Origin of the sequence: Enterococcus mundtii (genome assembly GCF_002947535.1) — a bacterium.
Classification (GTDB): Bacteria; Bacillota; Bacilli; order Lactobacillales; family Enterococcaceae; genus Enterococcus_B; species Enterococcus_B mundtii_B.
In genome coordinates this window covers 1-24,831 of the sequence record NZ_PUAP01000019.1, presented here as the reverse complement: position 1 = coordinate 24,831, position 24,831 = coordinate 1, and the positions used below count along the sequence as shown (strand labels likewise).

Below are 24,831 nucleotides of genomic sequence, written 5' to 3'. Positions count from 1 at the left end.
CCTTTTCAAACGTTGAACAAATAAGTTTTTTAGTAGCTTCATAGTAACAAATATTATTGAATCCTTCAACTATTATTTCGGTTGAAGCGATTATTTTGCTACGATCAAACTTTGACCTGGGTAGATAAAGTTATTTTTGATATTGTTCCACTCGATCAATTGCGCCATTGAGATGCCATGACTATCTGCCACGCCCCAAACGGATTCGCCTGCTTTGACTGTATAACGTTTGCCGTCGTTAGACGTAGGTGCTGCTTGTGTATTGCCTTTTTTTACAACCACTTTTTGACCTGGATAAATGAAATTGTTTTTGATATTGTTCCATTCGATCAGTTGATCCATCGTGATGCCGTGTTTATCAGCTACACCCCAAACGGATTCACCAGCTTTGACCGTATAGATCGTATCGCCAGACGTTGATGTGTTCGTTGTTGCTGACGTATTCGGTGTGCTTGGCGCAGCTGTCGGCGTTGTTGTCGGTGTAGACGTTGGTGCCGCTGTGCTACCGCCTTTTACGATCAGTTTTTGACCAGGGTAGATGAAGTTGTTTTTGATATTGTTCCATTCAATCAATTGGTTCATCGAGATCCCATTTTTATTTGCGACGCTCCACACAGATTCCCCTGCTTTGACTGTGTAGGTGCCTGAGCCTTGGCTTGCTGTGTTTGAAGTCGTTGGATTATTCGTCGTTGTTGAAGGTGCTGTATTCGTTGACGCAGTGCTTGATGCGCCGCCATTTGAAACAACTAACTGTTGTCCTGGATAAATAAAGTTGTTCTTGATGTTGTTCCATTGGATCAACTGCGCCATTGAGATGCCGTGGGCATGAGAAACACCCCAGACAGAATCCCCTGCTTTGACCGTATATTTTGCACCAGAAACTGAAGTACCTGTACTTGGTGTCGATGGCGTTGTGCTTGGCGTTGATGGTGTACTTACAGAAGCAGACCCACCATTAGAAACGATCAAGCTTTGTCCTGGATAAACAAAATTATTCTTGATATTATTCCATTCGATCAATTGTGCCATTGAGATGCCGTGCGCATTTGAGATACCCCAAACAGAGTCACCTGCTTTAACTGTATAACGCGTGCCGGACGAATTGTTTGTTGTTGTTCCAGCAGAACTGCTACCTGTAGAAGCTGTATTGTTTCCTGAATTTGTTGTTGAAGATCCGCCAGCTGTACCACCTTTGATCGTCAATTTTTGTCCTGGATAAACAAAATTATTCTTAATATTATTCCATTCGATCAATTGTGCCATTGAGATGCCGTGGGCATTTGAGATGCCCCAAACGGAATCACCAGATTTTACTGTGTATGTCGTTGAACCAGTAGACGTACTTCCACCAGTATTTCCTGTATTCGTGCTTCCAGTGTTGCTGCTTCCTGTATTTGTACTTCCTGTGTTACCTGTATTGATCGTATTGCCGCCGCCAGTAGTTGCACCACCGCCTGCGTTGCCAGTTGCTGGTGTGTCATATTTAGTCAAGCCATACGTCATGATAAGATTATTTAATTTTGTCGCATAACTCGGGTCAGTCGCATAACGTCCTGTTAAATAGGCAGTTGCATCCGTATAAGAACGTGTATTGCTCTTCCAAGCGCCTGCATAGTAGTAGCCATTACCAAATGAAGTATTTCTAAGTACAAAGGCGTTGTCATTAAAAGACTCTGCGAAAGAAGGATATCGACGGAAAGGTTCTTTTTTCGTCACCCATTGGTTATTCAAGAATTCTAACGTATCCATATAAACGGTTTGTCCTTGGTAGCTTCCTTTGATCCCAAATAAATTATGGTATGGCGCACGTGATAATGTACTTCCACCCCATCCACTTTCAACGACTGCTTGAGCGATCATCACTGAAGCGTACAGATCATTCGCATTTGCGATGGGTTGTGCAAATGTTGCAATTTCTGTGATAAATGCTGCGGTATTGATCCGAGAGCTCATTTGAATTGGTGTTTCATCAGCGTTGACAGCTACTGATTGTAATACAGGTGCTACAGCTGAACAGCCAACCATTGCGGTTCCGACGATTGCCGCACTTCGCTTTGCTTTACGGTAACGCTTTGCTTGTTCCAGACGTCTGCGTTCTTTTCGTCCTACTAATTCCTTTTGCATATACTATCCTCCATATTTAATTACTTTTATCTAGCCTTATCAATAATTATAACTTCTCTTAATATTTATTAAAAGTTATTTAAGACTATTGCGTTGTTTTGTAATCTTTATGTAATCTTTCGTAATTTTTTGATTTGACGCTTTTGTTAACCCTTTAAGCAAACGATTCCGAGTTATTAAATAATATATGGCTACCTATTTTAAAAATTAAATATGTCGGTTATATTACTTGTGGGTTGCCATTACATTACAAATCGCATAACAATATATTTTTATTCATTGATGTTGACTAATAGGGATAGAAAACTCTTGTTTTTCGTTCTTATAATAAATGCTATAATGGTTGGGCATGAAGGAGGAATTAAATGAAAAATAAAAAAGTCTTCCAAATCTCAGCCGCAAGTTGCTTCTTGCTTTTTCTAGCGTTGAGTCTACTTGTTTTATTTCGCGTTGATTTATTGTCTGGTTTTGACCAAACGCTGACCCATTGGCTTCGCATTCCTTATCCTGATTGGAATCCATTACAGCGTTTGATCACGACATTTGGAAATGCAACAACTGTCATTTTAGTATTTGGATTAGTGGCTCTTTGGCTATGGCGCACGAAAAAAAGAAAAGAACTGTATTGGTTCGTCTTCAATTTTGTGCTAGTTGCTGGGATATTAAATCCACTGATCAAGCTGTTAGTGATGCGTGACCGACCAAGTCTGCAACATTTAGTGGTCGAAACAACGTATAGTTTTCCCAGTGGACACGCTGCAACCAGTATGATCTTGTATGGCACACTGATTTTTTTGATGCCTTCCTTGATCAAGACGAGGGAATGGGCGTGGATGATCCAAGTGTTTTTAGGCTTACTGATTCTGAGCATTGGCGCTAGTCGTGTCTACCTGGGTGTCCATTATCCTAGTGATATCCTTGGTGGTTATAGCTTGAGCCTGTTTTGGTTATGCTTGTCCTATCCTTGGTATGTCCAACAACGCTTACCATTTATACATTCAAATAGGAAGAAGGGATTTTAATGGAATTTCCTTATGCTGAAGGAAATAAACGTTACCATTCTTGGAATTATGCATTGCGCCACGAATTTGGTGGGAAAATTTTTAAAGTGCCGATCGATGGCGGCTTTGATTGTCCCAATCGTGACGGGACAGTTGCCCACGGTGGCTGCACCTTTTGTAGTGTTTCTGGTTCAGGTGATATGATCGTTGCCCCAGAAGAGCCACTACCAATCCAATTCCAAAAAGAAATCGATATGATGCACAAAAAATGGCCACAAGTGAATCAATACATCGTTTACTTTCAAAATTTCACAAACACCCATGCGCCAGTCGAAGTCATTCGTGAACGATTCGAACAGGTCATCAACCTACCGGGTGTCGTCGGTTTATCAATTGGTACTAGACCAGATTGCTTACCAGATGAAGTCGTTGATTACTTAGCTGAATTGAACCAACGTTTATACTTATGGGTAGAATTAGGCTTACAAACGACTTATGAAGAAACGTCCATCCTGATCAATCGAGCCCATGATTATCAGACGTACCTAGACGGTGTTGCGAAATTACGGAAGCACGACATACGTGTATGTACGCATTTGATCAACGGTTTACCGGGAGAATCATTGGAAATGATGCGGGAAAATGTTCGTCGCACGATCTTAGATTCTGATATCCAAGGAATCAAACTACATTTGATGCACTTGATGCGTAAAACGAAAATGTTACGAGACTATCATGAGGGCAGACTGCAGTTGATGAGTCGAGCAGATTACGTGTCTGTCATTTGTGACCAATTAGAAATGATTCCTCAAGAGATCATCATCCATCGGTTGACTGGCGATGCACCTTGGGACTCGTTGGTCGGTCCAATGTGGAGTTTGAAAAAATGGGAAGTCTTGAATGCGATCGATGAAGAAATGATTCGCCGCAATAGTTACCAAGGAAAATATAATATTCGAGAGGAAGTCAAAAGCGGATGTTAAAAACGGCACTTCATTTTAGCCATACGCTATTGGAAGAAATCATCCAACCGGGAGATCATGTGATTGATGCGACTATGGGTAATGGGTATGATACCGTTTTTCTAGCAGAAAAAGTCGGTCGAACCGGTCAGGTATATAGTTTTGATATCCAAAAACAAGCATTGGCATCCACGCAACAGAAATTGTCAGAAAATGGCTTATTGGAGCGGGCGACCCTGTTTTTACAAGGACATGAGACCATTGGTGCGGTCATTGCTGAACAACAGCCGATCAAAGCCGGCATCTTCAACTTAGGCTATTTACCCAAAAGTGATAAATCGATCATCACTCTTCCTGAAACGACAAAAACAGCGATGGAAGAAATCTTGAAACGTCTAGTTCCACAAGGTCGCATGATCATCGTCGTTTATTATGGCCATGAAGGTGGCGAAGCAGAACTAGATATGGTACAAAGCTTTTGCCAAGCGTTACCTCAAGAACGATTCAATGTTTTGAATTATCAATTTATCAATCAAAAAAATAACCCTCCGATCTTGTATTGTATCGAAAAAAAGAAAAGCCATAACTAATAAAAACCTCCTTATCTTCTAGTGTGATAGACCTGAGAAGATAAGGAGGTTTTTCATTTTTCAGCAGGACCTAACGATCAATGAGAATCCCATCTTCTTAATGGCCCTCACTTGATCACATTTGACCTATGATTTGGTGAAATACTGTTTTAGCACACGAATGATCAATATTGTTACGCCTACTGCCACAATAAAACTGATGATGGCTATTAGGATTCCTAAAATACCCATGATGTTCTCCTTACTATGTTCTATGTAACACGCTTAGACAAAAACCATTAGCCCGCCAGCTAGTGGTTTTTGGTCGTAATATGAACCTGTTGTTTGTTGAATATATTACTATAATACAGTTAATATTCAAGTGTGTCTGTGTATTTAGAATAGAAATTCATCGTCACTTTTATCGATCAAACGATTATCAAGAGGAATACTTGATTAAGTTCTTTTTATTTTGCATAGTCATGGTTTCTAAAATCATTGACCTGACTTAATAAGAAATCACAGATTCACTTTCCAATAACTGAAAACTATTTGCCATAACTTTTGTTACATAAGTACGCGAGCTTTGCTAATTTTTCAAGGTTCATGTTTGGATTCATCCAAAAGCGCCAATCAGACTACATGACATGAAAAACACCAAACCAAGGGCTTCTTGATTTGGTGTTTTTCGACTTCCATTTGAACATTCATTACACAATGACGGGAGTGAGACATTCGTTCTCTCCCACCTCCTATTCAAACACAAACTGATTATGATACAACTCCGCATAGAAGCCATCTTCTGCTAATAATTGATGATGGTTTCCTTCTTCGATCACTTGACCGTCACGTAAAACGACGATGCGATCGGCATTCAAAATCGTCTTCAAGCGATGGGCGATCACGAAACTTGTCCGTCCTTTGATCGCTTCATCCATTGCTTTTTGGATTCTTGCCTCAGTCACTGTATCCACGTTACTTGTTGCTTCATCTAAAATCAATAGGTCTGGATTCGTGATGATTGTTCGCGCGATACTGATCAATTGCTTTTGCCCCGTACTGAACAAATTATTTTCCTCAGAGACGTGGGTATCATAGCCATGTTCTAGTGTTTGGATAAAGTCATGGATATTTGCTTGTTTCGCTGCACTGATGACTTCTTCATCCGTTGCGTCTGGTTTACCAAAGACAATATTGTCTCGGATCGTGCCAGAAAATAGAACGGATTCTTGTAGAACGATGCCGACATGTCGACGTAAATCGTCTAAATCATACTCGCGGATATCTGTTCCGTCAATGCTCACAGAGCCACCGTTCACATCATAGAAGCGATTCAACAAGTTCATGATCGTTGTCTTACCTGAACCAGTTGGCCCTACTAAGGCAACCATCTCGCCTTTATTCACGTCAATGGAAACATCATTTAAGACTAATTTCTCTGGACTATAGCCAAAATCAACATTCGTCAATGATAAGCCCTTTTCGATCCCTGCAAATGGTTTGCCATTTTGTGGTTTCACTTCATCTTTTTCAGCAAACATTTCATTCAATCTTCGCGCCCCAGTGATCGCTAATTGGATCATGCTGTAGCCTGAAGAGATTTGCATCAATGGTTGATAATATTGTTGGGAATATTGGACGAAAGTAACCACTAAACCTAGAGCGACAGAACGTTCCAAATCTCCATTCAACGCTAACCAACCACCAAAGAAGATCACGATTGCTGTGTTGACTAAAGACATACCTTGCATCATTGGGAAAAGTAACCCTGAGTATGCTTGTCCTTTAAATGTTGCTTCACGGACAGTTTTATTATGAGCTAAGAAACCTTCGATCGTTTCTTCTTGCAGACCATTCGTGATGATCACACGTTGACCACTGATCTTCTCATCCATATAACCATTCAATTTACCGACTTCATCTTGTTGGATGTCGACATATTTGCGGGCTTTTTGAATGACCAGTACCGCAATCAAAATCGCTACCGGTGTAGAAGCAACCGTTGCCCAAGCGAGTTGGACATTTTGGCGGAACATCATGATCAAGATACCAACTAATAGAACTGCATTCGTGATCACTTGAAGAAGTGCTTGATTCAAACTATTTTGGATATTATCCAAATCGCTAGTGAAGCGACTAAGAATCTCTCCGTCTTGGTGGGAATCAAAAAAGCGGATCGTTAATTTTTCTAATTTATTGAATAGTCCAATACGCATCCGGTTCGTTGATTTCCCAACCACTTGTGTAAATAAAATACTGTAAATAAAATTCGCCGCACTGGCTAAGACATAAAACATCAAAAGCTTCCAAATAATCGAAAGGAAATTGCTTTTATCATCGACACCTTGCATCAAAGCACCGATGTAATTTGCTAATTCTTGGAAAGCTTCCCCAATATATTGAGGGGCTTTTACTTGTAAGTAAGTTGCTGCAATCACAGTAATAAAGATAAAGAAGAAGGAAACCTTGTACCGCTTTAAATAATGATAGAAAAACTTACTTGCTTTAATCAAATCAGTCATGGCTACTCCTCCGTTCCTTTTTGAGTTTCAAAGATCTCTTGATATACCTGATTGTTCGCAACGAGTTCTTCATGCGTTCCTTCACCCACTAGTTTTCCTTCATCTAGTACCAAGATGCGGTCTGCTTTGACAACAGAAGCAATCTTTTGGGCGATAACGATCGTTGTCGTGTCTTTCAACTCACGATCAAGGGCTTCGCGAACCAGTTTTTCTGAACGAGCATCTAATGCACTGGTACTGTCATCAAGAATCAGGATCTTTGGATGACCGATCACACCACGAGTGATAGATAAACGCTGTTTTTGTCCACCAGAAAAGTTACTACTACGTTCTTCGACCGGTGCTTCATAACGATCAGCTAATTTCTCGATAAATTCTTTGGCTTGAGCGATAGAAGAAGCATTTTCCATATCCTTTTCTGTTGCACTCTTATTCCCTTGACGTAGATTCTGGGCAATCGTGCCTGAAAAAAGAATCGCTTTTTGTAAAACAAACGAGACGGTTTTTCTTAAACTGTGTTCATTCACTTGTCGTAGATCAACACCGCCAACTTCTACTTTTCCTTCTGTTGGATCGAACAATCGTGGAATCAATTGTGCTAAAGTTGATTTCCCTGCACCGGTAGCACCAACGATACCAATCATTTCCCCAGGTTCGATCGAAAAAGTGATATTTTTGAGTGTATCTGCATCATCGCCAGGATAACGGAATGAGACATTCTCAAAGCGAACAGAACCAGTTAATTCTTGTTCAGGTACATCCAGATAAGTTAAATCTGGTTCAGTATCCAAGATTTCTTTGATCCGTTTCAATGAAACCGCAGCTCTTGAAGTCATCATCATCATCATACCACCGATGATGATCGCCATCATGATCTGCATCAAATAGTTCATGAATGAAGCAATACCACCAATCAAGGTTGGGTCATCTTTTGCAAGATCACTGACGAAGAAGATTGCTCCGACTACTGCTAAGTTCGCAGCTAACATAAATGAGGGAATCATGACTGAAAATAAGGTTCCTACAATAATATTGTGCTTCGTTAAATCTTCACTAACTTTACTAAACTCATCCAACTGATTTTCTTCTTGGACAAACGATTTGACTACTCGAATCCCCATTAGATTTTCTTTCGCGATACTATTAACTTTATCGATCAGTTTTTGGATGATCGTAAAGTGCTTACCCATACGTGTAAAGGACAGCGCTGTGATCAAGAATACAGCAATGATCAAAAGAACGATGATCCACCACAATTGAGGCATTGTTGTCATCGCAAGAATAAATGCACCAATAAACAGAAACGGGATACGGAACAAAGATTGCAAAGAAATCATGACTAAATTTTGGATCTGCGTAATATCGTTTGTTAAGCGTACCACTAAATTCCCAGCAGAAAACTGTTCGATGTTGCCAAATGAGAAGGTCTGGATCTTGCGAAACGCTTCCTCCCGGATATCTGCACTGACACCTTGTGCGACTTTAGCAGAAAATATCGTATTCGTGACTCCAGCTGCTAAACCTAGGAGTGCTAAACTAATCAAAGAAATGCCAATCGTGCGCATTTCATCGCTGTCTTCCGTGATGATTGCTTCTAATACTTGTTGCAACAATTTAGGTTGCCAAAGCGCTGCTGTCACCATGAGTGCGACAGAAAGCAAAGAAACAAAAACAGCCAATCGATAGTTTTTTGCATGTTTTAAAATAAGCTTCATATTTGTGACTTACACCTCTCTTTTTTTTAATAAATCGTCCTATTTTATAATTGGTAAAAATAGACCGACTAACAATTTACCATGTTTAAAAAAAGAAATCAACCTGTAATTTTTAAACGCTGGAACTACTTTTATGATAGAAAGAAACTTTAAAGTGTCTGTTTTTAAATACTCCTTCTTTCTTCTTCGATTTTCACCCCTGTCACTATAAAAGGTACGTTATAGAATTCTTCTTTATTATGCTTATTTTCAATCTATTTAGCACTTATCTTGCTCGGATCGATAAAAAAAGAAGCGATCTTTTTAGGATCACTTCTCGTTTCTTTTTCACTCATTGGTTCCATATACGCAACAAGGCTCATTCATCTTTGCTTGTCCATGGAAGATCCAGAGATAAGCTGGCGGCAAATTCTTTATAGGCTGTTCTTTCCTTCTGTCTTGTAGCACGGCGTTCCTCGTACCCACTGCAAACTAATTGCTCTTCCTCGGTTTCAGGAATGACATGTGGCACGGTAAACTCTTTTTCAAGGTTCATATGTGAAGGCACAGCAACGAATGTTGTAAAGCAAGTAGCAGCCAAATAGCGTTCACCTGTCGTTAAGTTTTCACCGATGATCTTCACAAAGACTTCCATTGATTTCTTATGGGCACCCGACACGTAAGATTCCACACAAACGGAATGATTTTCGTGTAGAGGCTTCAAAAAATTCAAGCTATCTAAAGAAGCAGTGACTGCTCCTCTGCGACAATGACGGGTGACCGAAATCGATGCGGCGTCATCGATCATTGCCATTAGTTTTCCCCCAAAAAGATACCCGAATGGATTCAAATCAAATGGAAAGATCCGATGTGTTTGGATAACCATCGAGTCTTTGCAATACTTTGTTTCTTCCATCCGTTGTCAGCTCCTTTTGTTGAACAACCAAGCGAGGGCTCGTTGGATCCATTGGTCCCAAAAGATCCAATCATGTTCACCAGGACCATGTTCGAATGTCACATCGATGTTGTTTTCTTTTAAAATTTCTGCCATTTCTTGGTTGGCTTGATAGAGAAAATCGGATTCTCCACAAGCAAGATACATGCGTGGGGCTTCTTTGCCACTGTTAGCCAACGCTTCGACAAGGTAAGCCGGATCATTGACTGAACCTTGGATGCTATCTAGTGGTCCAAAAATCCCTTCCCAGAACTTGGCTTGACGGATCATCAATAAGTCTTCCATTCGGTTGCCAACCGACACCGCACCTGAGAGAGAAATAATAGCTGAAAAACGTTCGGGCCTTGCTAAACCTAATTTCAACGCACCATATCCGCCCATTGAAAGACCGGCTGCATACGTTTTTTCTCGTTTCGTTGTCAGTTGTGGGAACAATTCGTGACAGATTTCTGGTAATTCTTCTGAGATAAACGTCCAGTAATTCATATCATACGTAGTGTCTGTGTACCAACCTAAATCCGTTGACGGCATGATGACGGCTAACCCATAATCCGCCGCATATCTTTCAATGGAAGTCCGTCGTTGCCAAACACTATGATTCCCACCCATACCATGCAACAGGTAAAGCACTGGAACATCCGTCAAATTTGCCGACGTACTTGTCCCAATCACTTTTTTGGTTGTCTGAGGTAAGATCACATTTAGATTGACTTCCATTTCTAATACATTTGAGTAAACATTTGCTTGGATAAATGCCATATGTTTGTCGCCTTCTTTACTTTATTCAGATCGTTTTTCTGACAACAATCTGTAAATTTACTTGTATTCTTTTATTGTAGCATTTTTTTGACGAATTAAAAATGTTAGCCCTAGCGCGATGATGACTAATAACAAGCCCACCAGATAGACTTGGTGTAACCCATGATACAAAATTTCTCGTAATGGGGTTAATATTTCTGTGTCAATCATTTTCGCTGTTTGTGGATTGACTAATTTGTTCATGATATCCGGATCGTCTGTCAATTGGCTGACAGCAAGCTCTGCTTGCGTGACCCGGTTGATCAATAATCCAAAAACTGCGACCATCACTGTTTGCCCAATGGTGCGGACTAACGTATTAAACGAAGTGGCAACACCCATTTGTTCTGAAGGCACACTATTTTGCGCACTGACAGTCGATGTTGTCATCGTGATTCCTAAACCGACACCGATGATCGTTGAAATCAGGAAGAACCATAAGAAATTACTTTGAAATGGCATCAGCCAAAGTCCTGCACCACCGATGATGGTAATGAACAACCCGATACGCAACACTCGATACGTGGTCATCTGGGTCATCCACTTACTTGCTAAGAACGAACCAACCATCCAAACAAGCGAAAGTGGTGCCAAAACTAATCCACCAATTGCCGCATTAAGCCCTAATACCCCTTGCATCCACATTGGGATATAAACATCGATTCCCATTAAAAAGCCACTTGCTAACGCTGCTGCCGCATTTACAACGACAAATAGCGGATTTTTGAATAGATGTAGCATGATGACAGGATCTTCTGCTCGTTTTTCAACGAATAGGAATAAGAAAAAGAACAAAATACTACCTATCAATAACGCCAACACAAACGGTGTCAGTCCTTGATCACCTAGTAATTGAAAACCTAGCAACAGCAAAACCAACGTGAACATCAAACTAAAACTACCTTTAAGATCCATCGGTTTTGCTTCACGAGTTGTTTTTGGTTCATTGAGATAGATCCAAATCAGTACCATCAGTAACAAACCGATTGGCACATTGATGAAGAAAATCCAGTGCCAACTCAATGCTTCAACAATAAATCCACCAGCTAATGGACCAAACACACTAGCGATTCCCCAAGCTGAACTATTTAAACCCAAGACTTTTGCTCTTTTTTCAATCGTGTACAAATCACCAATGATCGTCAATGCGACGGGCATCATTGCTCCTGCGCCCATCCCTTGAATTCCCCGCGAAATGATCAAGCCAAGCATGGATTGAGAAAGCCCACAAAAGAGTGAACCGATAATAAATAATAGCGTACCGAAAATAAAAATCGGCTTTCTCCCAACTTTATCTGCAAGCTTTCCATAGATTGGTGTCAACATGGCATTCGTCAATAAATAAATTGAAAACACCCAGTTCATCATTTCCATGCCATGCAATGAACCAACGATCGTTGGCATTGCAGTCGTAACGATTGTCCCCTCAATCGCCGTCATAAATGTAGCGATGAACACACAGATCGTTACGACTTTCACGTTTGTTTTTCTTTCCATTTTCAAGCCCACTCCTTATCGAAACTCCTGTTATTTAAATGGCATCATCTGCCTATTAAAGTTCGACTCTGCTAAAAAAGCCAAAATACTCTAAAAGTAGCATAAGCTACTTTCGAATATCCCGGCTTACTGGTCTACATTTGATGCGTGTCACGTTAGATGAACACATTCAATTCAAACATAAATTATTTAGCTAAACTAGCTTTTAATGCATCGACTTTATCTGTTTTTTCCCATGGCAAGTCAACATCTGTACGACCAAAGTGTCCATACGCAGCTGTTTGTTTGTAGATTGGGCGGCGCAAATCAAGCATTTCGATGATTCCTGCAGGGCGTAAGTCAAAGTTTTCTCTTACCGCAGCAATCAACGCTTCTTCTGCCACTTCTGCCGTTCCAAAGGTATTGATCGAGATTGAAACTGGTTGCGCGACACCGATGGCATAAGCTAATTGGACTTCTACTTTACGAGCAAGTCCTGCTGCTACGATGTTTTTCGCAATGTAACGTGCCGCATAACTTGCTGAACGGTCAACTTTTGTTGCATCCTTACCAGAGAAAGCACCGCCTCCATGACGGGCATAGCCACCATACGTATCAACAATGATTTTACGTCCTGTTAATCCAGCATCCCCTTGAGGTCCGCCAATAACAAAACGTCCAGTAGGATTGATATAATATTTTGTTTGTTCATCCAGTAATTCTGCTGGAATGACTTCTTTGATCACTTTTTCAATGACATCTTGACGGATCGTTTCATTATCGACCGCATCATCATGTTGTGTTGAAATAACGATCGTGTCAACTCTTTCTGGTTGTCCTTGGTCATTATATTCTACAGTTACTTGTGATTTTGCGTCTGGGCGCAAATATGTTAATTCTTTTGATTTACGCAATTCAGCTAAACGACGTACTAAGCGATGACTTAAAGCAATTGGTAAAGGCATCAATTCTGGTGTTTCGTCCACTGCAAAACCAAACATCAATCCTTGGTCACCAGCACCGATTTCATCTAATAGATCTCTTTCTTTTTCGTCACGGATCTCAAGTGCTTCATCTACCCCTTGAGCAATATCTGGTGACTGCTCGTCAATTGCTGCTAATACTGCTACAGTATCACCATCAAAGCCGAATTTTGCACGAGTATAACCAATTTCTTTGACTGTTTCACGTACCACTTTTTGGATATCCACGTAAGCTGACGTTGAGATTTCGCCAAATACTAAAACTAGCCCCGTCGTTACAGACGTTTCGCAAGCCACTCTTGCATTTGGATCTTGTTCTAAAATCGCATCTAAAATCGCGTCACTGATTTGATCAGCGACCTTATCCGGATGTCCTTCTGAAACAGATTCTGATGTAAATAAATGTCTTTCTACCATAATTATGATTCCCCCTAGTTAAATTCGGTTACAAGGCATCTCCGTTCGTACGGATCCTCTCGGGAACTTGCAACGAGTCAAGTATAGCAGATAAACAGATTTTACGCTCGTTTTTTTGTTACTTTTTAGAAAAAAGAGAAAGTTGTAAAAATGGCAAAGTAACGACTTTTTGAATAAATAAAAAGAAGGCGTTCGTATGCTTTAGTTCGTAAAATCAGTGACTGAACTTATTGTATGCTTATTTTTCTATTGCCTTTTTAGTTCATTTATTGCTGGCTTTCTCGCTAAATTTTTACTTGTTACTTTTGCCTGATGTTTGACCTGAGAAAGCATAGAAGCGAATCGATTTTCTCGTGAGAAACAAACAGTTGATTCTTCCGAAGCAGTTGACAATGTGTGAACAGCGCTACTGGTATTATGCCAAGGTAAAGGAATCCATTGTTTCCTTATTTGATTTGAGTGATTAAATTTTTCAATTCTGTTGCGGTGATTGATTTCTTTCTGAATTTCAATTGTTTTTCCCTGAAGAAGATCAATCGAAGAATCGATTATTTCTTTTGCTATCGGTATTTGGGTATAAGTGTTTCGATCTGTTGTGAAACTTATGTCATTTCTAATACTTAGAAGTGCGCGATGCAAGTCCGACAAATCAACTTCACTGATCTCACGTTGATATAATGTCCCCGGTGTTTCTGCTACTTTTAAGATTTGTTCTGTTATTTGTTCGTCGACTGCTAGTGGAATGCTGCCACCTCTATTCAAGATTACCTTTATATAAGGATCTTCTCTGTATAATGAACGGATATTTTGATACCATTCATTTTTGTTAAGACGACTACCCGATTGTTGCACATGCGCATATATAGAATGTCTAAATCGACAATAACCAAAAACATAATCAAAGTTTTTATTCCATTCACGATTGTCTTCCTTCATTGCTTGAAGAAATCTTTTCTGCATCTCAAAAGTTGCGTCCTTATACATTCTATTCCACGTTGGCGTTACTTTAGGACGATCAGCCAATTCAAATAGGCATCTATTACAATTGAACAAAATCAATCTTAAAGATGTTTCGATTCCACTTACTCCATAATTCCTAGTCGTTGGCGATTCTAATTTTATGGCAGGAATTTTTTTGAATCCGTGGGAAAGAGCTTCGATTTTTATTAATGTACCGTATGGATGAAAATTTAATAAATCTCGTGCAGAAAACAAAATGTTACTTAACTCTTCAATTTTAGTTGCTGATATCTTGACATAAGATACAGCACCCGCACCAATCTCTTTTTTCTTATCTACTTGCATTACCAGAAACTGATCATCTTTTTTATAGACAGTTAATCCACAAACATGTCCAGTATGGTCAGCAGCTAACGTGGAATAACTCGTCGGAAAAAGCATAAAATCTGTAGGGTCATTATTTCTCAAATTCTCTAAAACAATTTTTAGGTTCTCCATCCGGTCAAAGCGATACAACGCAATCGTTCGTTCCAAAGAATGAATGATAGATAGTTGCCTTTTTTTATCGATAAAAAACGCATCTTTGTCATTTTTGATCATTTTTATGTAAGTTGAAAATAATAATGCGTAATTTTCCGGTCTGACAAAATAATCCTTATTACTTTTTAGCGACAAAGTTAATGCTAGCATATCAATTCTTCTTGCAAATTCGTATAACTGTTTTCTTTCTCCCCTCTCTGATGGTAAAAAAAAGGCGATAGTCTTTGGCAGCCATTTTTCTGTAAACTGGAGCAACCACCTTTTATCACTTAGTAACTGCCATTCTTTTTTTCTTAATTCTGCTCGTCTCTTTACTTCTGCGTAGTTCTCTTGAAAACGCTCGTCAATCCTTGAAAGTAGACGTTCATTCATTTTTTTAGCTACTGGAATTTTTATGAGGGCTAAACGTTCTTTGATGATCGATCGTAAACATCCATCGAACTTAAGCATCAGCACTAACTTATCATCATCAACTTCCTTAAGCTCCTCTCCATAAAGTTCACTTAATGACTCCACTGCTCGATCAAGTCTTTTGATTAATTTCGCTTCATTAAAGATCGGAAGCTTTCCATTACCATTTTGCATAGCGAGGATATAAGGATCCAGTTTAAAAACCGTTTCAATAAGCTTATACCAAATTTTTTCTTGCCTGTGGTTATAGATGATCGTAGTATCTGCAGCGTACCCTTTTCGGTATAAATAATAGCCAAAGATATAATCATATTGAGCATTCCATTTTTGGTTTTTTCCTTTGATTACGCCAAGAAACCTTTTCCGCATTTCTATTGTTGGATTCGGATGAACTAAATTCCATGTCGGTGTTACTCTTTCATTTATATTGATCGAGAATATCTCTCTTTGGCAATGATATAAAGCTAATTTTAACGTAGCCTCTAATTCCAGAATCACACAATTCCCTGTCATCTGTTCTTTCATTTGTATTGTTGGAATAGATTGAAATGCTTCTGAAATTGCTTCGATATCTTTAAATATATCAAAAGGTTTATGGCCACAATGATCTCGATTAACAAAGAGTATTTTACTTAATACCTCGATCTTCGTCAGAGGTATCTGAGTATAAGCAATGACGGTCTGTTTAAAGTACCTTTGTTTGTCTACTTGGATCGCCAGTAAATGACTATTTTTTCGATAGAAGATCAAGCCACATAGATGAAAAGATAGCTTATGCTCAAACACTGAAAAAGTAGCCGGGAAAATTAGAAAGTCTGTGGGGTCATCACTTCTCAAGTTTAGTAATAATTCTTGTATCTTCACTGGTTTATCGCTCTCAAATATCTGCTTCGAGTATTTTAACGATTCAATAATATGTGCTTTTCGTTCCTTGTCAATGAAAAAGGCATCTTGATCATTTTGGATCATTTTTTCATACAATTCAAAAATCAATTCTAGTCCATTATAAAAGCGATCATTTTCTTTCAAAGATAGATTCATGGCAAGTATATCTATTCTTTTCTTAAAATCATTTATTTCTATTCTTTCTTTTTTCGATTGTTTCTTCATTATTTATGGTTACCTCCAAAATAAATAATCTTAAAATTTGTTGCAACATTCACCGTATTGAGAATTGAATAAAACACGTTTATACCAAACTTTTTGTTTTTGAAAAGAGAGAAAGGAGGGACAAATACCTTGTACATTATGGTTAGGTATTTAAATCCATCCTTTCTCTCATGTGTTTCTTCATATGCCCACTTTGTAGGTAAGGTGTAAATAGCAATCTATGACCTTTGAATGAACCAAAACCTCATATACTTTTTTTAATGGCAACCTTAAAGCGAACATATCTAATTTTTATCCATTCATTTCCATAGTTATTGCTTTCTATGAGTTCTTCCCTTTCCATTAAAATAAATCATGCAAAATTACTTCTCTTGTCTAGGATTCTTCTTGTCTATTGCTTTTCTCTCTAGATTATTGCTTACAGATCCAGATAAATTTTTTGCTCGATCACATAGTTCAGAAAAATGCCCTTTTAGAGTATCACCAAACTCTGCACTTCTCGCTAGCAAATTAGGTGAGGTACGAGAGCTGTGTGCTACTGGAGTTGGGGTTTCCGTAATCGGCATAGTGGTCGAGCGATAGATCGGTTCTTCCTTTTGTTTCTTTTGTGCGAGATCTACACGTCGCTGATATTCTCTTTGTAATCTGTCGTTCTTTATTTCAGTACAATAAACCATGTGTTCGGACATTTCTTTGGCTACGGGTATTTTGATAAATGGGATTCGTTGTTTTATAAAACCTTGCACATACGCGTTAATTTGAATCTCTTGCTGGATCTTAGATGTCTCCATTATTCTCAAGACATTCTCAGATACCGATCCCATCGATTCAACCATTTCCTTCACTTTTTTTCTGAGTTGTTCATCAAAGGTCGTTGGAATCTGTCCTCCTCTGTTTACCATTTCTTGAATATAAGGATCATGCTGAAAAAGATACCGAATATTCTTAAGAAGAGCTTGTTTTTGATCAATTCCTGTATGTTCCATTTTTTTACATATGTTTTTAAAATAAAAATAATAATCATAGATATATCGAAAATTTTTATTCCAATTTCCATTAATTCCTTGAACTGCAAAAAGAAATCTCTCTTTCATTGTTAAAGTAGTTCCAAGATCTTCCATCCACCAATTTTGTCGCCTCTGAGGCCTTGCTAACATAGGCTCATTCAACTTGCCCCATTTGGGGGTCACCTTCTCTTGGTCATTCAAACGGAATATATCTTTTTTACAATTAAACAGGATAGTTCTCAACGATGCTTCTATTTCACTAATGACTGAATTATCAATGGTTTGCTCTTTGAGTTGTATTACTCGAATCGGGCGAAACTCATGTGATAACCCTTCAATTTTTTTAAGTATATCGTATGGTTTTTCATTTGAAAAATGACGTTCTGAAAAAAGCAATTGACTCAGCGCTCTTGCCTTTTCAAAAGGAACTTTCACATATGATACCGCTCCTGTACGATAGGACTGTTCTTGATCCACTTTCATCACAATAAAATTGTTTTCTTTTTTGTAAATCGTCAGACCGCAAACATGTCCAAAATACTTATGTGAATGATCAGTAGAAAAAGCTACCGGAATAAGCATAAAATCGGTGGAGTCATAATTTTTCAGTTTTTCGAAAATAGTTTGGAGACTTTCTGCACTATCCATGCGATACAGTTGGATTGTTCTTTTTAACGAATGGACAATATTCATTGTTTGTATTCGATCAACAAAAAAACTATTGTAATCAGTTCTGATCATCTTCGCATAGATTGAAAATAGTAATTCGTAACTTTCCGGTGAAACAAACGATTGATCATTCGGGTTCAGCGATAATGACATAGCTAGCATGTCCACTCGTTTTGTAAATTCTTGTCTTTGCTCCATTGCCTCTTGGTTCGGAGTGACATAATCCATGAGACTAGTCGGTACTACTTTTGAGGCGAACTGCGTGATTCTACTGCTTTCAACTAGCTTTCTTCTTATTGTCATACGACGCTTTAATTCACCCTCAATTTCTTGAGAGCGAACTTCCATTTTTGAAAGACAAAGTTGGGTCATCTCCTTAGCTATCGGAAGTTTGATTAGAGGTAATCGTTCTCTATAAACGCTAATGATTTCACCATTCTTATGAAGCCCTTTTTCTAACTTACTAAATGGCAAATCAATGACTTCTCCCCCCTCTAATTGATCTAATGCATCTAATACATCTACTACGGACATTTCCATTCTGTTTCTTAGATAAGATAGTTCCGTGCTAACAGTCCTTGAAATATCACCGTTGCTTTTACGTAGTGCAACTATATAGGGATCTTCTGCAAATAGAAATTCAACGATGTTCAACCACGGTGGATAAAAGCTCTCTGTTGCTACGACAGAATTTTCAATCGCTCGATTTTTCTTATATAAAAAATAATCAAAAACATAGTCAAACTGTTCGTTCCATTCTTGCTTTTTGCCTTTGACCGCTTCAACAAATCTTTTTTTCATTTCAATATTTGGATCAGGATGTGTCATGTTCCATGTTGGGAAGGTTTGAAGAGTAGAGTCGATAAAAAATTCATTTGAGCGACAATTGGACAAAATGATCCTCAAAGCACTCTCTACTTTCCCGATCCAATGATCATTGAACGCTATCGTTTCTTTTTTATCAGCGGGCGTAGACGTAACTTGGTATTGGTCTGAAATTTCTCTGATTTCATCAACTATATTGGGTACTACTGAATCAATTGATTCAATCGTGTTACGACTTAAAGAGATAATTTCACATAAACTAGCTACGTCCATTAAGGGTATCCAAAAATAATCCAGTTGCCTTGGCTCAGCCTGTTGTCCATTCTCTACCTGCGTCACAACAAAATAATCTTCTTTTTTATATATTGTTAAGGTGTTCAACTGTGGCTGCATATATTCGCCAATCGGACTCTTAATAGGAATAGGAAATATCATAAAATCTGTTGGATCATTACTCCTCATATTTTCCAACATTTTTTTCAAGGTCTCTGTATTTTCAATACTACAGAATTCCTTTGATCGTTGTAAGGATTCAAGTACTCTCGCCTGTTGCCCTTTCTCAGTGAAAAATTCATTAGGATCGTTCTTGATCATGTTGATGTAAGTTGAAAAAACTAACTCATACATTCCTAATGATGAACGAAAGTTTTCCGACATTGTATCCAGTGATAGTGCCAAAGCTAGCATATCTAATCTTTTAATAAATTCATCTTCCGTGTCCATATCATCCTTTCCTCCTATCTAGTCTAGTTATTTATGACTCCCCTTATTACAAACCTGTTGTTTTTGTCCTTCGTATCTATTAAGTAAGTTCACAACCACAGAATCCTATTGATTAACTTACTAAAATCACATATATATTTTTCAAGATTCATCAGTTATTTTGTCAATGTATTAGGCACTTTACATTTGACCCGTTTACTGACTAAATGTTGATTTTTTGCTTCTGATATCTGTTTTACTTGATCAATCATTGAAGTAAAGCGATTCGTCACAGGTACCATAGTCCCTGTTGTTCTTTGAGAAGTAGCTGATGATAATTGAGGGCTTTGAACGCTAGCAGTTGGGGATACTATTGGTAGACGATCCATCATTTGACAGGAAGATTCTTTTGGTTCAATGCCGATACGTCGACTGATTTCCTTCTTTATTTCTATATTTTTTGCCTTTATGCGAGCAATATAGTAGTCTAACATTTCTTTTGCTACAGGGATTTTGAGAAAAGAGAGTCTCCCTTTTAGTAATTCTAGTTCATAGGTATTTTCTCGAAATTCTTTGTATAGGTCAGATAACCCGACTGCTTTGATTTCTCCGTTCAACACTATACCTACTTTTCCTACGATTTCTATCATTTTCTCTTTTAAAGATAAATCAAAGACAGCTGGGATCATTCCCCCGCTATTCAGTATTTCTAAAATGTAAAGATCATTAGAATATAAATGACGTATACTTGTATACCAATAATCTTTATGTACAGATAGTTGTGCTTCTCCCCATTGCATTGATTGCTTTTTTCGATAAATATAATGACCTAACAGATAATCAAAATTTTGATTCCATTCTTGATTTGTTCCTTTCATTGCCTCAACAAATCGTACCTTCATCTCTATAGTTGCTGAACCTTGTCCATCTCCCCCCCATTTTGGTGTGATTCGATCATATATATGTAAATCAAAAATATCCTTTTTACAGTGGAATAAAATCAATCTCAAAGTGGCTTCTATTTCAATAATTCCACAATTACCAGTAGTTTGATGCGCTAGTTTTATCGCTGGTATCGCTTTGAATTTATGAGAAATAGCTTCGATTTTTCTTAGGATACCATATGGCTTAAAATCAAAAAATTCTCGTGCAGAGAAGATGATTTGACTTAACTCCTGAATATTTTTTAACGGTGCTTTAACATAAGATACTGCACCTGATTCATAAAAAGACTCCTTATCTACTTGCATAATAATCAATTCATTGTCTCTTTTATATATGGTCAATCCACAAATATGCCCACCCTCTTTTGGATCTAACATATGAAAATAAGCTGGGAACAGTACAAAGTCCGTTGGATCATTATTTCTTAAATTCCCAAAAATATTATGTAAGTCTTCTATGTCTGTTAGTTTGTATATCTCTAATGTTCGTTGTAAGGACTGGATAATATTTGGTTGCCGTTGCCTATCGATAAAAAAAGCTTCCTGGTCATTTTTGATCATTTTAATGTAGGTCGAAAATAATAGGTCATAAATTCCTGGAAAACAGTTGATATCATCATTGGATTTTAACGATAACGTCAGAGCCAACATATCTATGTTTCGTGAAAAAACATGTTTTTTCTGTTGTTTCATTGTTTCTGTTTGAAAAAAACTACTGTCACTTGTTGATACTACGTTTGTTCCTAGCTGAACTACGCTATAACTATTACTTTTCAGGGTTAGTTCTTCTGGTTGGTTCTTTATGATACGTCGCTTCATTTCCTTATTTATTTCTTGGTATCGCTCTTGTAACCTTGAAAGGAAACGTTGATTCATTTCTTTTGCTATAGGTTTCTTGATCATAGGCAACCGATCTTCATATATGGTGATCAACATTCCATCATGATAGAGTGTATTCATCAATTCAGTAGAACTGACTAGTGCGAGCTCTCGATCATACAGTACATGAACTGGTTTAACGGTTAAGACAAGATTTTTTTGCAATGCCTCCTCATCTATTCCTGAAATCTTTCCATTGCTACTCATCAATGCGTGGATATAAGGATCACTATTAAAACTTTTTTTGATACTGTTCCGCCAGTCACTTTGTTTATTACGAGGTAAAATTGCATTGATTCCAATATTTTCACTTTGATACAAATAATAATCAAAAATGTAGTCAAATTGTTCATTCCAGATATGATTGTCCGTTTTTATTGCTGCAAGAAGGCTTTCTCTTATTTGTATAGTTAGCTGAATATTAGCACCATGCCAGAGTGACTTTCCCATTTCAGTCGTATTTAACGAAAAAAGATCTGTTGTATAATGGAACAATAGTACTTTTAAGATATCCGCTAAGGCACTGACTGGATTGTCAATTCCCTGTTTCTCTATATTATTTAAAACAGTAATTTCCTGAAATCCAGCTGAAATTGATTTGATCCCTTGGAATAAAGAGAACTCATTTGGATTCAGCAAGTTCAACTTCAAAAAAAATAGTTCACTTAAACAAGCTATTTTTGTTATTGGAATCCTAGCATAAGACACCTGACCTACGCCAAATTGCTCTTTTCTATCTACTTGAACAACAAACAAATCATGTTCCCTTTTATAAACGATCCAGCCACAATAATGTGGTAAAATACTTCCAGCTTTGTCTAGGTGATTTAAATTTTGGAAAATCATGAAATCTGATGGATCATTATTTGTCATTTTTTCAATGGTTTTCTGTAGAAAACTTGGATGATCGCTGGTATAAAAATCCATCGATCTTTTAAGCGAATCAATCACTTTTGACTGATTTTCTTTATCAATAAAGTACTGATCATCATCATTTTCTAGCATTTTTATGTATGTTGAATATAGTGAACCATAAAACTCTGGTGAAGCAACTCTTTGATTATTTTCTTTTAACGATAGTGCTAATGCTAATATCTCCAGTTTTTGGAGAAATTCATTTCTATTGTTTTCTTTCATCATTTCTTCGGTATTCATATTTTCCTTTGCCAAAAATCTATAAATAATCCTAACCAATCATAAAAGTTGTCAGATCAATGTTTCTTTTCTGCTTCTACCTTTACGGTTTGCTGACTACTCTCATTTGCTTCACTAAGAGGCGTCAATTCGGATAAAATAAATTCGCTATATCTACGACGAAATGCTCGTAGATCCAACACTATAACTAAATTCTAACTGGCATTGCTATCTCTATTTCAGTTGACGACTGATAGATATGGTTCGAACGAAGATTGGTTAGTTTTCGATGTATCTGTCGAATCTTCTTTTCTTATTTATAGATATTACATGTTTTGACTAATTAGGTTCCCTCCCTACTCATTGTATTTTCTTCTTACTCATATTTACATTTTTACTTGAGCACTGACTTTCAACTTCCAATCCTCTTTTTGCTTAAGAATGGTTAGATCAATTTGTTTCTTTTGAGCAGCAACTGTTGTTCTTAAGAAAGTAGCCTAGTTTATTCATTCTTTAAAACCATCAGTATTTCTGTTACTTCTTTTCTGTCCATATCATCCTCCTAACTAGATTTTTTCCTGTCATCTAGTTAAAAACTAATCAACTTATTTGATGGTGTTAAAAAATTTATGGAATTATGTTGTCATATTTCGTACATTCTAGCTAATTCTAGTATAGTGACTACTACTATAAAACCCACCCATTTATTTTAAAATCACGAAAAAAAAACTCATCCATAACATCAATTAATAGGTAGGCTTAAGAAAATAATCTTTCAAAAAGGAAAAAAGTGATCATAGAAGTAATCACTATAACAACAGTCAAATGGTTGTCTTTACAAAAAAATATTAGATTTATATGATGAGAGGAATCATTTCCTCATCTCTAAAGTCAAATAGACGATAAAAGCTCTATAATAAAGCAAATGAATAAAGAAAAAATCGACTTTTGTTTAGTTCAGTACCATTAAAAAATGGTGGAAAATAGTTTTATTTTCTACTAACCTACTTTTTTGTAAAAAGAGAATGTTAATTTATTAGAATTACATCGACCAAATCTCCCCCTCAAGAAAGAATATCGGCATGAACGATTCTACAAAAAATCACTTAGTTTACCAGACAAAAATATCATTTCCCAAAGAATTGACTTTAAGAAAACAAAGAAGGTAGACCTTCTCCTATATCATTCATGTACACTTAGATTATCAACCAACAGTTATGTAGAATCAAAGTGATCAAATATAGAACGTCATCCAAATACCTTATAGTAACGGGCATTGGACATTGGAAGGGACAAACAATAAAATCAAGGTCATTAAACGAGTCGCTTATGTTTACCGTAATTTTCTCTAATTTCGTGACCGTATTTACTTGATCCAGGGCTTGTTTTTCCAAGATCGATCCAAATAAAAAAGAACCAATCGAAGCGTATTTCTGCTTCAATTGATTCTCGATGAAATTCTTTCAATTTGAACTCATCAACATTACTTGTCGAAGAGCCATGCCATTTTACTGTAAATAAAAAAGATACTTGCTTGAAGTATCTTCGATGACCCGTACGGGATTCGAACCCGTGTTACCGCCGTGAAAGGGCGGTGTCTTAACCGCTTGACCAACGGGCCAGTTAATAATATGAAAGTAATGGGCCTAAATGGACTCGAACCATCGACCTCACGCTTATCAGGCGTGCGCTCTAACCAGCTGAGCTATAGGCCCATAAAAACTAAAGCGGGTGACGAGAATCGAACTCGCGACAACAGCTTGGAAGGCTGTGGTTTTACCACTAAACTACACCCGCAGTATGGCGCGGGACAGAATCGAACTGCCGACACATGGAGCTTCAATCCATTGCTCTACCAACTGAGCTACCGAGCCAAACGGTTCCGACGGGAATCGAACCCGCGATCTCCTGCGTGACAGGCAGGCATGTTAACCCCTACACCACGGAACCAATGTTTTTAGTTTTTAATTGCGGGAGCAGGATTTGAACCTACGACCTTCGGGTTATGAGCCCGACGAGCTACCAGACTGCTCCATCCCGCGATAATATGAAAAAGGAGGATAAGGGATTCGAACCCTTGCACGGTTTTACCCGCCTGACGGTTTTCAAGACCGTTCCCTTCAGCCGGACTTGGGTAATCCTCCAATAT

Annotated in this window: 13 protein-coding genes, 7 tRNA genes, 1 pseudogene, 1 riboswitch and 1 other annotated feature (1 of these 23 only partly in view); of the genes and pseudogenes, 4 read left to right on the top strand and 17 right to left on the bottom strand. The window is 37.9% G+C overall.

Going from position 1 to position 24,831, the window contains the following annotated elements; all coding sequences use genetic code 11:
* Positions 1-19: a binding site (T-box leader), on the bottom strand; it reaches 194 nt to the left of the window's first position.
* A 71-nt stretch (positions 20-90) separates the two neighbouring features.
* Complete coding sequence (locus CUS89_RS05840; protein WP_104871407.1) at positions 91-2,124, bottom strand: LysM peptidoglycan-binding domain-containing protein; 2,034 nt, start codon at positions 2,122-2,124, stop codon at positions 91-93.
* Positions 2,125-2,489: 365 nt separating this feature from the next.
* Between CUS89_RS05840 and CUS89_RS05835 the strand changes: the two genes are divergently transcribed.
* Genes CUS89_RS05835 through CUS89_RS05825 form a run of 3 tightly spaced genes read left to right on the top strand, consistent with a single transcriptional unit; the run spans position 2,490 to position 4,677 of the window.
* Complete coding sequence (locus tag CUS89_RS05835; protein WP_104871406.1) at positions 2,490-3,146, top strand: phosphatase PAP2 family protein; 657 nt, start codon at positions 2,490-2,492, stop codon at positions 3,144-3,146.
* The gene (locus CUS89_RS05830; RefSeq protein WP_104871405.1) at positions 3,146-4,108 is read left to right on the top strand and encodes a TIGR01212 family radical SAM protein; all 963 of its coding nucleotides are present in this window, start codon (positions 3,146-3,148) and stop codon (positions 4,106-4,108) included. Before CUS89_RS05835 ends, CUS89_RS05830 begins: the two co-directional genes overlap by 1 nt.
* A complete protein-coding gene (locus tag CUS89_RS05825; RefSeq protein ID WP_104871404.1) occupies positions 4,102-4,677 on the top strand; it encodes a tRNA (mnm(5)s(2)U34)-methyltransferase in 576 nt (191 codons plus the stop codon). The genes CUS89_RS05830 and CUS89_RS05825 overlap by 7 nt, the downstream gene beginning before the upstream one ends.
* 731 nt (positions 4,678-5,408) lie before the next feature.
* Here CUS89_RS05825 and CUS89_RS05820 read toward each other — a convergent pair.
* The 9 genes from CUS89_RS05820 to CUS89_RS05780 form a co-directional block, all read right to left on the bottom strand.
* Positions 5,409-7,178 carry an ABC transporter ATP-binding protein gene (locus CUS89_RS05820; protein WP_104871403.1) on the bottom strand — a complete coding sequence of 590 codons (1,770 nt, stop codon included), beginning with the start codon at positions 7,176-7,178 and terminating at the stop codon, positions 5,409-5,411.
* Positions 7,179-7,180: 2 nt separating this feature from the next.
* Positions 7,181-8,893: an ABC transporter ATP-binding protein gene (locus CUS89_RS05815; RefSeq protein ID WP_104871402.1), complete on the bottom strand. Its 1,713-nt coding sequence runs from the start codon at positions 8,891-8,893 to the stop codon at positions 7,181-7,183.
* A 358-nt stretch (positions 8,894-9,251) separates the two neighbouring features.
* Positions 9,252-9,788, bottom strand: a complete 537-nt coding sequence (locus CUS89_RS05810; protein ID WP_104871401.1) for an acyl-CoA thioesterase — start codon at positions 9,786-9,788, stop codon at positions 9,252-9,254.
* A 6-nt stretch (positions 9,789-9,794) separates the two neighbouring features.
* The gene (locus CUS89_RS05805) at positions 9,795-10,586 is read right to left on the bottom strand and encodes an alpha/beta hydrolase (protein WP_104871400.1); all 792 of its coding nucleotides are present in this window, start codon (positions 10,584-10,586) and stop codon (positions 9,795-9,797) included.
* Positions 10,587-10,643: 57 nt separating this feature from the next.
* Positions 10,644-12,122 carry an MDR family MFS transporter gene (locus CUS89_RS05800; protein ID WP_104871399.1) on the bottom strand — a complete coding sequence of 493 codons (1,479 nt, stop codon included), beginning with the start codon at positions 12,120-12,122 and terminating at the stop codon, positions 10,644-10,646.
* 185 nt (positions 12,123-12,307) lie between these two features.
* Positions 12,308-13,501 (bottom strand): methionine adenosyltransferase, encoded by a 1,194-nt coding sequence (metK, locus tag CUS89_RS05795; protein ID WP_104871398.1) that lies wholly within the window; start codon positions 13,499-13,501, stop codon positions 12,308-12,310.
* A riboswitch (SMK box riboswitch) is annotated at positions 13,499-13,579 on the bottom strand. (Overlaps the previous gene by 3 nt.)
* A gap of 168 nt (positions 13,580-13,747) precedes the next feature.
* A complete protein-coding gene (locus CUS89_RS05790) occupies positions 13,748-16,381 on the bottom strand; it encodes a hypothetical protein (protein ID WP_146103407.1) in 2,634 nt (877 codons plus the stop codon).
* A gap of 503 nt (positions 16,382-16,884) precedes the next feature.
* Positions 16,885-19,746 carry a hypothetical protein gene (locus CUS89_RS05785; RefSeq protein WP_104871396.1) on the bottom strand — a complete coding sequence of 954 codons (2,862 nt, stop codon included), beginning with the start codon at positions 19,744-19,746 and terminating at the stop codon, positions 16,885-16,887.
* A gap of 155 nt (positions 19,747-19,901) precedes the next feature.
* On the bottom strand, positions 19,902-22,703 hold the full coding sequence (locus CUS89_RS05780; protein ID WP_104871395.1) for a hypothetical protein: 2,802 nt from the start codon (positions 22,701-22,703) through the stop codon (positions 19,902-19,904).
* 1,241 nt (positions 22,704-23,944) lie between these two features.
* Here CUS89_RS05780 and CUS89_RS15960 point away from each other — a divergent pair.
* Positions 23,945-24,034, top strand: a pseudogene (locus CUS89_RS15960) (transposase); the annotation flags it as partial.
* Between the two features lie 197 nt (positions 24,035-24,231).
* On the opposite strand, the gene CUS89_RS05775 reads toward CUS89_RS15960, so the two are convergent.
* The 7 genes from CUS89_RS05775 to CUS89_RS05745 form a co-directional block, all read right to left on the bottom strand.
* Positions 24,232-24,303, bottom strand: a tRNA-Glu gene (locus CUS89_RS05775).
* A 20-nt stretch (positions 24,304-24,323) separates the two neighbouring features.
* Positions 24,324-24,397 (bottom strand) — tRNA-Ile (locus CUS89_RS05770).
* Between the two features lie 11 nt (positions 24,398-24,408).
* Positions 24,409-24,479: transfer RNA gene (locus CUS89_RS05765), tRNA-Gly, on the bottom strand.
* 4 nt (positions 24,480-24,483) lie between these two features.
* Positions 24,484-24,556: transfer RNA gene (locus tag CUS89_RS05760), tRNA-Phe, on the bottom strand.
* 3 nt (positions 24,557-24,559) lie between these two features.
* Positions 24,560-24,632 (bottom strand) — tRNA-Asp (locus tag CUS89_RS05755).
* 18 nt (positions 24,633-24,650) lie between these two features.
* Positions 24,651-24,724 (bottom strand) — tRNA-Met (locus tag CUS89_RS05750).
* Positions 24,725-24,736: 12 nt separating this feature from the next.
* Positions 24,737-24,826 (bottom strand) — tRNA-Ser (locus CUS89_RS05745).
* Between the last annotated feature and the right edge of the window lie 5 nt (positions 24,827-24,831).

What these genes read in the sequence shown, in the direction of transcription:
- metK (WP_104871398.1), bottom strand. Translation starts at nt 13,501, where the DNA reads ATGGTAGAAAGACATTTATTTACATCAGAATCTGTTTCAGAAGGACAT.
- CUS89_RS05805 (WP_104871400.1), bottom strand. Translation starts at nt 10,586, where the DNA reads ATGGCATTTATCCAAGCAAATGTTTACTCAAATGTATTAGAAATGGAA.
- CUS89_RS05830 (WP_104871405.1), top strand. Translation starts at nt 3,146, where the DNA reads ATGGAATTTCCTTATGCTGAAGGAAATAAACGTTACCATTCTTGGAAT.
- CUS89_RS05800 (WP_104871399.1), bottom strand. Translation starts at nt 12,122, where the DNA reads ATGGAAAGAAAAACAAACGTGAAAGTCGTAACGATCTGTGTGTTCATC.
- CUS89_RS05785 (WP_104871396.1), bottom strand. Translation starts at nt 19,746, where the DNA reads ATGGACACGGAAGATGAATTTATTAAAAGATTAGATATGCTAGCTTTG.
- CUS89_RS05835 (WP_104871406.1), top strand. Translation starts at nt 2,490, where the DNA reads ATGAAAAATAAAAAAGTCTTCCAAATCTCAGCCGCAAGTTGCTTCTTG.
- CUS89_RS05815 (WP_104871402.1), bottom strand. Translation starts at nt 8,893, where the DNA reads ATGAAGCTTATTTTAAAACATGCAAAAAACTATCGATTGGCTGTTTTT.
- CUS89_RS05780 (WP_104871395.1), bottom strand. Translation starts at nt 22,703, where the DNA reads ATGAATACCGAAGAAATGATGAAAGAAAACAATAGAAATGAATTTCTC.
- CUS89_RS05790 (WP_146103407.1), bottom strand. Translation starts at nt 16,381, where the DNA reads ATGATCCAAAATGATCAAGATGCCTTTTTCATTGACAAGGAACGAAAA.
- CUS89_RS05840 (WP_104871407.1), bottom strand. Translation starts at nt 2,124, where the DNA reads ATGCAAAAGGAATTAGTAGGACGAAAAGAACGCAGACGTCTGGAACAA.
- CUS89_RS05810 (WP_104871401.1), bottom strand. Translation starts at nt 9,788, where the DNA reads ATGGAAGAAACAAAGTATTGCAAAGACTCGATGGTTATCCAAACACAT.
- CUS89_RS05820 (WP_104871403.1), bottom strand. Translation starts at nt 7,178, where the DNA reads ATGACTGATTTGATTAAAGCAAGTAAGTTTTTCTATCATTATTTAAAG.
- CUS89_RS05825 (WP_104871404.1), top strand. Translation starts at nt 4,102, where the DNA reads ATGTTAAAAACGGCACTTCATTTTAGCCATACGCTATTGGAAGAAATC.